The 6,909-nt window shown below is 62.9% G+C and carries 7 protein-coding genes; 3 read left to right on the forward strand and 4 right to left on the reverse strand.

Annotation, left to right across the window (positions count from 1 at the left end):
- Positions 1-4: 4 nt before the first annotated feature.
- A complete protein-coding gene (locus tag EN943_RS11990) occupies positions 5-319 on the reverse strand; it encodes a DUF2293 domain-containing protein (protein WP_127412790.1) in 315 nt (104 codons plus the stop codon).
- Positions 316-855 carry a tRNA (N6-threonylcarbamoyladenosine(37)-N6)-methyltransferase TrmO gene (gene tsaA, locus EN943_RS11995; protein WP_127412791.1) on the reverse strand — a complete coding sequence of 180 codons (540 nt, stop codon included), beginning with the start codon at positions 853-855 and terminating at the stop codon, positions 316-318. Before tsaA ends, EN943_RS11990 begins: the two co-directional genes overlap by 4 nt.
- Positions 856-977: 122 nt before the next feature.
- Here tsaA and EN943_RS12000 point away from each other — a divergent pair, with 122 nt between their 5' ends.
- Together EN943_RS12000 and metF are read left to right on the forward strand one after the other, a co-directional pair.
- Positions 978-2,000 (forward strand): metalloregulator ArsR/SmtB family transcription factor, encoded by a 1,023-nt coding sequence (locus EN943_RS12000; RefSeq protein WP_127412792.1) that lies wholly within the window; start codon positions 978-980, stop codon positions 1,998-2,000.
- Positions 1,997-2,914, forward strand: a complete 918-nt coding sequence (metF, locus tag EN943_RS12005; protein ID WP_127412793.1) for a methylenetetrahydrofolate reductase [NAD(P)H] — start codon at positions 1,997-1,999, stop codon at positions 2,912-2,914. The genes EN943_RS12000 and metF overlap by 4 nt, the downstream gene beginning before the upstream one ends.
- 473 nt (positions 2,915-3,387) lie before the next feature.
- Here the strand turns inward: metF and EN943_RS12010 are convergent, their stop codons facing one another.
- Complete coding sequence (locus EN943_RS12010) at positions 3,388-4,305, reverse strand: DMT family transporter (RefSeq protein WP_127412794.1); 918 nt, start codon at positions 4,303-4,305, stop codon at positions 3,388-3,390.
- A gap of 195 nt (positions 4,306-4,500) precedes the next feature.
- Here EN943_RS12010 and EN943_RS12015 point away from each other — a divergent pair, with 195 nt between their 5' ends.
- Complete coding sequence (locus tag EN943_RS12015; protein WP_013530936.1) at positions 4,501-5,721, forward strand: alanine racemase; 1,221 nt, start codon at positions 4,501-4,503, stop codon at positions 5,719-5,721.
- A 79-nt stretch (positions 5,722-5,800) separates the two neighbouring features.
- Here EN943_RS12015 and EN943_RS12020 read toward each other — a convergent pair.
- Positions 5,801-6,909: lytic murein transglycosylase (locus EN943_RS12020; RefSeq protein WP_127412795.1), on the reverse strand; the 1,109-nt coding region annotated here is incomplete at its 5' end.

A 6,909-nucleotide genomic window follows, 5' to 3' on the forward strand; every position in this document is an offset into this window, starting at 1 on the left:
GTGGTCATTCCTCCTCGTCATCCTCGTCGAGCAGGCGTGTCGCGCGCCAGCGGGTGAGCACGATGTTGGTCTGCTCGATGACGAAGAAACGCGCCGAGTCGCGGTCGTAACCTTCGCTCAGCAGTTTCTCGTAATCGGTGTGCATGTGGCGGATATGGGCAATGGTCGCCAGCCATACGGCGATGCCCGGCGGCAAGGTCTTCATGTGGACCGCGCCGGCGTCGGTGCGGATCTTCTCCATGTCGGCATAGGGCGCCAGCGGCAGAAGTGCTGTCAGCGCCTTGGCGATGGCGCGGCGGCGGCCGGTCGGCGCTGTCATCGCCGAATCCGATCGGGTTCGTCGCGCCCTTCGATGGTCGCCTCGGCAATAGCGTCGGTCGACGCGAAATAAGGCTTGATGTCGATGACCGGCGTGCCGTCGAGCACATCAATGGCGTCGAGGTCGATGCGGCCGGTGTGTTGGTCAAGCCCAATGAGCCTGGCCACATGCAGCCCGATAGGGTTGGGGCGGGCAGGGGAGCGCAGCGAAAATACACCTTTCGCTTCAGCCGCATGGCGCGGTTTCTGCACAATCAGGTCCCGCGGCGCATGGTGCAGCCAGGACAGGATGATGATGTGGCTGGCGCGCGCCAGCCCCCGCAGGCCACTTCGGTACGGCGCGTCGACGGTCAGCACTGCCTTCTGCCCGGTCTCGCGCGCGGCGCGCATGTTCTTGGGGCAGGTTTCGCGCGTCGTCCACGGCGAGGCAATGCGGCCGATGAAGACGATGCCGCCATCAGGCGGCATCAGAGCCGGATCGTTTTCCAGCCTCTGCTCGCCTTCGCGCTCCTCGAACATCTCACGCGTTTCAGTCATGGCCCATGTCTCTTAAAACGCCACACAAGCGGCATTTTCTTGTCCGGAAGCGACATAGCGCTTGCAAGGCCGCGAAAATCGACATAAACATATGTTTATATCTTTTCAAAGAGAATACGCTGATGCATGTCTCGCTCGACACTATGGTGGATACGTTAAAGGCGGCGGCCGAATCCAGCCGATTGCGCATACTGGCACTTCTGTCGCGCGGTGACCTCACCGTTTCCGATCTTACCGAAATTCTCGGCCAGTCGCAGCCGCGCGTTTCGCGGCACCTGAAGCTGCTTCTGGAGGCAGGGCTGATCGGCCGCTACCAGGAAGGGTCTTGGGCCTTCTTCCGCCTGTCGGATGCGGATTCCGCGCGTGACTTCGTCATGGGGCTGGTTTCCGGCATTCGCGGAGCCGATCCGCAGGTCGAGCGCGATCTTGAGCGCCTGGCCGCGGTCAAGCGCAAGCGGCAGGACCGGGCGGTCGAGTATTTTTCCGTGAATGCGGCAAGCTGGGACCATATCCGCTCGCTTCATGTGCCGGACCGCGCCGTCGAAGCCGCAATGCTGAAACTGGTCGGCAAGCGGCCGTTCCAGTCGATGCTCGATCTCGGCACCGGCACCGGGCGGCTGCTCGAAATCTTCTCGCCGCTTTATCGGCGCGGTGTCGGCATCGACATGTCGCGCGAGATGCTGACCGTGGCGCGCGCCAATCTCGACAAGGCCGGCGTTTCGAACGCGCAGGTTCGGCAGGGCGACATCTTCGCGCCGCCGGTCGAGCGCGATGCCTTCGATCTCGTCACCATCCATCAGGTGCTGCACTATCTCGACGATCCCGCCCGCGCCATCCACGAGGCGGCGCGGCTTTTGCGTCCGGCAGGGCGCCTGGTCATCGTCGATTTCGCGCCCCATGCGCTGGAATTCCTGCGCGAGGAGCACGCGCATATGCGGCTCGGCTTTTCCGACCGGCAGATCGCCGACTGGTTTTCGGAAGCCGGCCTCGATCTCGAGGATGCCCAGGAGTTCGAGCCGCGCGGCGGCAATGAGGCGAGGCTCACCGTGAAACTCTGGCTCGGCCGCGATCGGCGTCTGCTGATCGCCGATCCTTCCAGCGACACAAGGCAGACCAAAGCGAACTCGATGGGGGAAATCGCATGAACCAGTTCCGCTTTTCCCGCCGCCCCGACATCGGCGACAAGGTCCGGGTTTCCTTCGAATTCTTCCCGCCGAAGACGGACGAGATGGAAGCAAGGCTTTGGGAGACGGTGACACGGCTGGAGCCGCTGAAGCCGAAATTCGTCTCGGTGACCTACGGCGCCGGCGGCTCGACGCGGGAGCGCACCGCGCGCACTGTAAAACGCATCCTGACGGAAACCGGTATTCCTGCAGCGGCGCATCTGACCTGCGTCGGTGCAACGCGCGACGAGGTCGACGCGGTCATCCAGGATTACAAGTCGATCGGCATCAACCGGTTCGTGGCGCTGCGCGGCGACCCGGCCTCCGGCGTCGGCGAACTGTATCGGCCGCATCCCGGTGGCTACGAGAATGGCGCGGAGCTGGTTGCCGGGCTCAAGGCAATCGCGGATTTCGACATCTCGGTCGCGGCTTATCCGGAAAAGCATCCGCAAAGTCCCGATTTCGCCACCGACATCGAGATGCTGAAACGCAAGGTCGACAATGGCGCGACGCGCGCCATTACCCAGTTCTTCTTCGACAACGATCTCTACGAGCGTTATGTCGAGCGCGTCCGCCGCGCCGGCATCTACATCCCGATCGTGCCGGGTATCCAGCCGGTTCACAGTTTCAGGCAGGTCGCGAACTTTTCAGCGAGGGCGGGCGCGCATGTGCCCGGCTGGCTAGCGGAACGGTTCGAGGGCCTTGACCGGGACCCGCAGACTCATGCGCTGGTGGCGTCGGCGGTGGCAGCCGAACAGGTGATGGACCTGGTCGAGCGCGGTGTTGGCGATTTCCACTTTTACACCATGAACCGCGCCGATCTGGTCTTTGCCATCTGCCATATGATCGGCATCCGCTCGCACGAGGCGGCGGCCGCCGGATCAGCCGCTGCCTGAGGTCGGGTTTAACGACAAAAGGCCGGTAAAACCCGGCCTTTTGAATTGGTTGGACTATTTGGGTGCTGGTCTTCCCCGCTTTGGCGGTCAGGGAAGGAAGCCCATAATAAGGGCTCCGATAAAGGCGAACGCAGCACAGATCATCAATGCGTTGATAGGCCTCGTAAGTCCCATGACATAGCCTCCTCTTAAAGAGCTATGTCATGGAGTCTAGGTTCATTTGTGCCACAGGCAAGCGGAAAATGTGCTGCATTGCGACGTGATTGTGAAATCCGCGACATGTCTTTTGCCGTTAGGCTTTGAAACTCCTAGGCAAAAACCGGCTTCAGACCTGTGAATAAAATGTGGCCGACTCGTGTCGCTGCCGTGTCATGGCAGCGCTACCCCAGCGAAAGTCGACTTCGACTTTCGCGATGCGGGGGCAATCAAGTGGTTAGAGCGTCCTTTGCGCGTCCAGATGGACGCGCGGCTCTCTACCGTCGACCAAGCAGCCGCCCGTCGATGGTGACGAGGCCGAGCGCGATCAGCACCACGCCGCCGATTTCGAACAGCTCCAGCCGTTCGCTAAGGAACAGGAAGCCGAGCAGCATGGCGCTGGCCGGCACGACAAGGGTGACCAGCGAGGCATTGGTCGCGCCGGCCGAGGCGACGAGGTTGAAATAGAGGATGTAGGCGAAGGCGGTGGACAGAAGCGCCAGCGCCAGCACCGCCGCCCAGACCGGCGGCGAGGCCGAGAACAGGCCGGATGGACCGTAGGTGAAGAGCACGATCGGGATCATGATGATGGTCGATGCCGTCAACTGTCCGGTGGCGATGACCGGCGAGGGCACGCCTTTGAAGCGGCGGGCGACCATCAGCGCAATGCCATAGGACAGCGAAGCGCCGATCAGCGCGAATTTGGCCCAGACGGGGCCGCCAAGCCCGGCAAGCAGGCCGGGGCCGATCATCACAGCCGTGCCGGCGATGCCGAGCGCAATGCCGGCGAGCTTGTTCCAGGAGAGCTTTTCGTCTGATGTCAGCGCGTTGGCGAGGATCAATGTCCAGAACGGCGTCGTCGCGTTGAGCACCGAGGCGACACCGGCGCCAAGCTCTGTCTGGCCGGCGAAGATCAGCGAGAAGGGCACGACGTTGTTGGTGAGCGCCAGCAGGAAGAACAGGCCGGCATGCGGAAGCGCGAGGCGGAAGGACGGACCGCGCAGGCCGAGATAGATCTGCAGCGCGATCGCGGCGATGGCGACGCGAAACAGCACCAGCACCAACGGGGGAAGTTCCGCCACCGCGATGCGTGCAAAGAAGAACGAGCCGCCCCAGATCGCGCCAAGCAGCAGCAATTGCCCCCAGTCCTTGAGCACCATCGGCCCGCGTGGTGCTGATGTCGCGGCTATTGCCATGTGAGTCGCCCTCCCAGACGGCCTGAATGCCAGTCAGTCAGGCAGAAGCCATATCGGACTCAGTGACAAGGGCCACCCGAAACCTGATCGCTGGCAAAGACCTAGCGCCCCAGCGTCAGCCGCACGAGACACAGAATTGTTTTCATTAGCCGTTAGCTTGGATTAATTGTGCGCAGCCGAAGTGAGGATTCGTCCATGCAGCGATTCGAGAATGCCCGCGAGGCGGCACTGGCGCTTCGTCCGGACGATCCGGTCTATTGCTTCCGCCCGCAGGTGCTGATGGCGGATGCCAGGCAGTTCATGGGCATGTTCCCGGGCAAGACCGCCTATGCGGTCAAGACCAATGGCGAGCAGATCGTGCTGAAGACCCTGGTCGAAGCCGGCGTCAAGGCTTTCGACGTCGCTTCGCCGGGCGAGTTCGCCGCCGTGCGCGCGGTCTCCCCCGATGCCGAGATGCTCTACATGCATCCGGTCAAGGCGCAGTCTGACATCAAGCTGGCGCTGGAGAAATACGCCATCCGCGTCATTTCGCTCGACCATGAGGACGAGATCACCAAGCTGACACGCGTGGTGCGGGCTCTCGACATCGATCCGGGCTCGATCAGCGTGTTCGTGCGGGTGCAGACCAAAGGCCATGCCGCTTACGAACTGTCGAAGAAGTTCGGCGCCGGGCCGGCCTATGCTGTCGAACTGGCGGAGCGGCTGAACCGTACCGGCTACAAGGTTGGCCTGTGTTTCCATGTCGGCAGCCAGATCGAGGATCCCGACACCTATGAGCGGGCGCTGGCCTCCGCCGATTGGGTGCGCAACCGGCTGACCTTCGACATTGCCGGGCTTGATGTCGGCGGCGGTTTCCCCGCCGAATACGGCCACGATCCCAATCGCAAGCAGATCGAGATGCCGTCGCTCGGCCAGATCATGTCGCGACTGTCGGGCGATCTGAAAGAGTATCAGTTCGACCAGATGCCGCTGGTGGCCGAGCCGGGCAGGGTGATCGTGGCGCGCTGCCTGTCGCTGATCGTGCGGGTGCTGCTGCGCAAGGGCAAACGGCTCTACATCAATGACGGCATCTGGGCGTCGCTGTCGGATTCATGGACCGGCAAGATCACGCTGCCGGCGCGGTTCATTCCCGATCCTGCGATCCGCTCGCGCAATGGCGAGGAGAAGAACATCGTGCCGTTCAAGGTCTGCGGCGCGACCTGCGATTCCGTCGACATCCTGTCGCGGCCATTCTGGCTGCCGGAAACGGTCGATACCGGCGACTGGATCGAGATCGGCCATATCGGCGCCTACTCACTGTCGCTGCGGACCCGCTTCAACGGTTTTTATCCCGACACCTTCGTCGAGGTGACGACGCCGTTCGACGAGGGCGACGCGCCGCAGGGGTTTGCAAGTCTGGAGACGATGGCGGATTAGCGAATAGCGAATAGAAGATTTGCTGAGACAGCAGCAAGGGAGGACTACCTTCTATTCGCTATTCGCTATTCGCTATTCGCTAAAGCTTTGCCAAAAGCTCCGGCGTCGGCCAGCCATCCACCGGCAAACCTAGCCGCATCTGCTCCTTGCGGATCGCCTCGCGGGTGTTGGTGCCTAAAATGCCGTCGACGGTGCCGACATCGTAGCCCCTGGCTTCGAGCTTGGTCTGCAGCGCCTTCATCTGCTCGTTGTTGAGACCGGTCTCGGGAGTCCGCGGGTCGAACTGTTTTGCCCCCGCCAAGCGGGCGGCGAGGTTTGCCGCGGTCAGCGCATAGGTGAAGGACTGGTTCCACTCAAGATAGACGTCGAAATTGTCATAGGCGAGGAAGGCGGGGCCCTTGCGGCCCATGGGCAACGCAAGGCCGGCCTTGAGGCCGTTGTCGATCAGCGGCGTGCCGTCGGGGTTGGTGACGCCCCATTGCGCCCACTGCGACAGCGGCAGTTTGTTGGTGCGGCCGGTCTGATCCCATGGCATGTCTTCGGGTACGCGGACTTCCTGGATCCAGGGCTGATCGCGTTTCCAGCCGCGCGACAGCACCTTGTTGGCGGTGGTCATGATCACATCGGGCACGCTGCCGCGCAGGTCGATCTTGCCGTCGCCGTCTCCGTCGACGCCGCGTGCCAGATAGTCGGAGGGCAGGATCTGCGTCTGGCCGATCTCGCCGGCCCAGGCGCCCCTGACATCGGCCGGCAGCACGCCGCGATCGATCAGCTCCAGAAGCGGCACCAGCTGTTGCCGGAAGAGCTGCGGGCGGCGGCAGTCATGGGAAAGCGTCACCAGGGCGCTCAGCGTGTGGAAGTCGCCCTGCACGGCGCCGAAATCGGTCTCCAGCGCCCAGAAGGCGGCGATGATCGGCGCCTGGACGCCGAACTGCTGGTCGGCGCGGGCGAAGACATCCGCGTATTTCTTCATGCTCGCCGCACCTTGCTTCAGGCGATAGGCCGAAATCATGCGGTTGGAAAACTCGACAAAGGTTTGGGTGAAGACGCCCTGGGCGCGGTCGCGTGCCAACACCTTGTCGTCGAAGGTTGCCGCTTCAAGGGCGTCGAGACCCACAGTGCCGACGCCGGCCGCCTTGGCTTCCGCGGCGACGCCCTGCTTCCAGGATTCGAAGTCGCCGCCGCATT

The sequence above is a fragment of the Mesorhizobium sp. M7A.F.Ca.US.006.01.1.1 genome (assembly GCF_003997935.1).
Lineage (GTDB): Bacteria > Pseudomonadota > Alphaproteobacteria > Rhizobiales > Rhizobiaceae > Mesorhizobium.

What these genes read in the sequence shown, in the direction of transcription:
- EN943_RS11990 (WP_127412790.1), bottom strand. Translation starts at nt 319, where the DNA reads ATGACAGCGCCGACCGGCCGCCGCCGCGCCATCGCCAAGGCGCTGACA.
- tsaA (WP_127412791.1), bottom strand. Translation starts at nt 855, where the DNA reads ATGACTGAAACGCGTGAGATGTTCGAGGAGCGCGAAGGCGAGCAGAGG.
- EN943_RS12000 (WP_127412792.1), top strand. Translation starts at nt 978, where the DNA reads ATGCATGTCTCGCTCGACACTATGGTGGATACGTTAAAGGCGGCGGCC.
- metF (WP_127412793.1), top strand. Translation starts at nt 1,997, where the DNA reads ATGAACCAGTTCCGCTTTTCCCGCCGCCCCGACATCGGCGACAAGGTC.
- EN943_RS12010 (WP_127412794.1), bottom strand. Translation starts at nt 4,305, where the DNA reads ATGGCAATAGCCGCGACATCAGCACCACGCGGGCCGATGGTGCTCAAG.
- EN943_RS12015 (WP_013530936.1), top strand. Translation starts at nt 4,501, where the DNA reads ATGCAGCGATTCGAGAATGCCCGCGAGGCGGCACTGGCGCTTCGTCCG.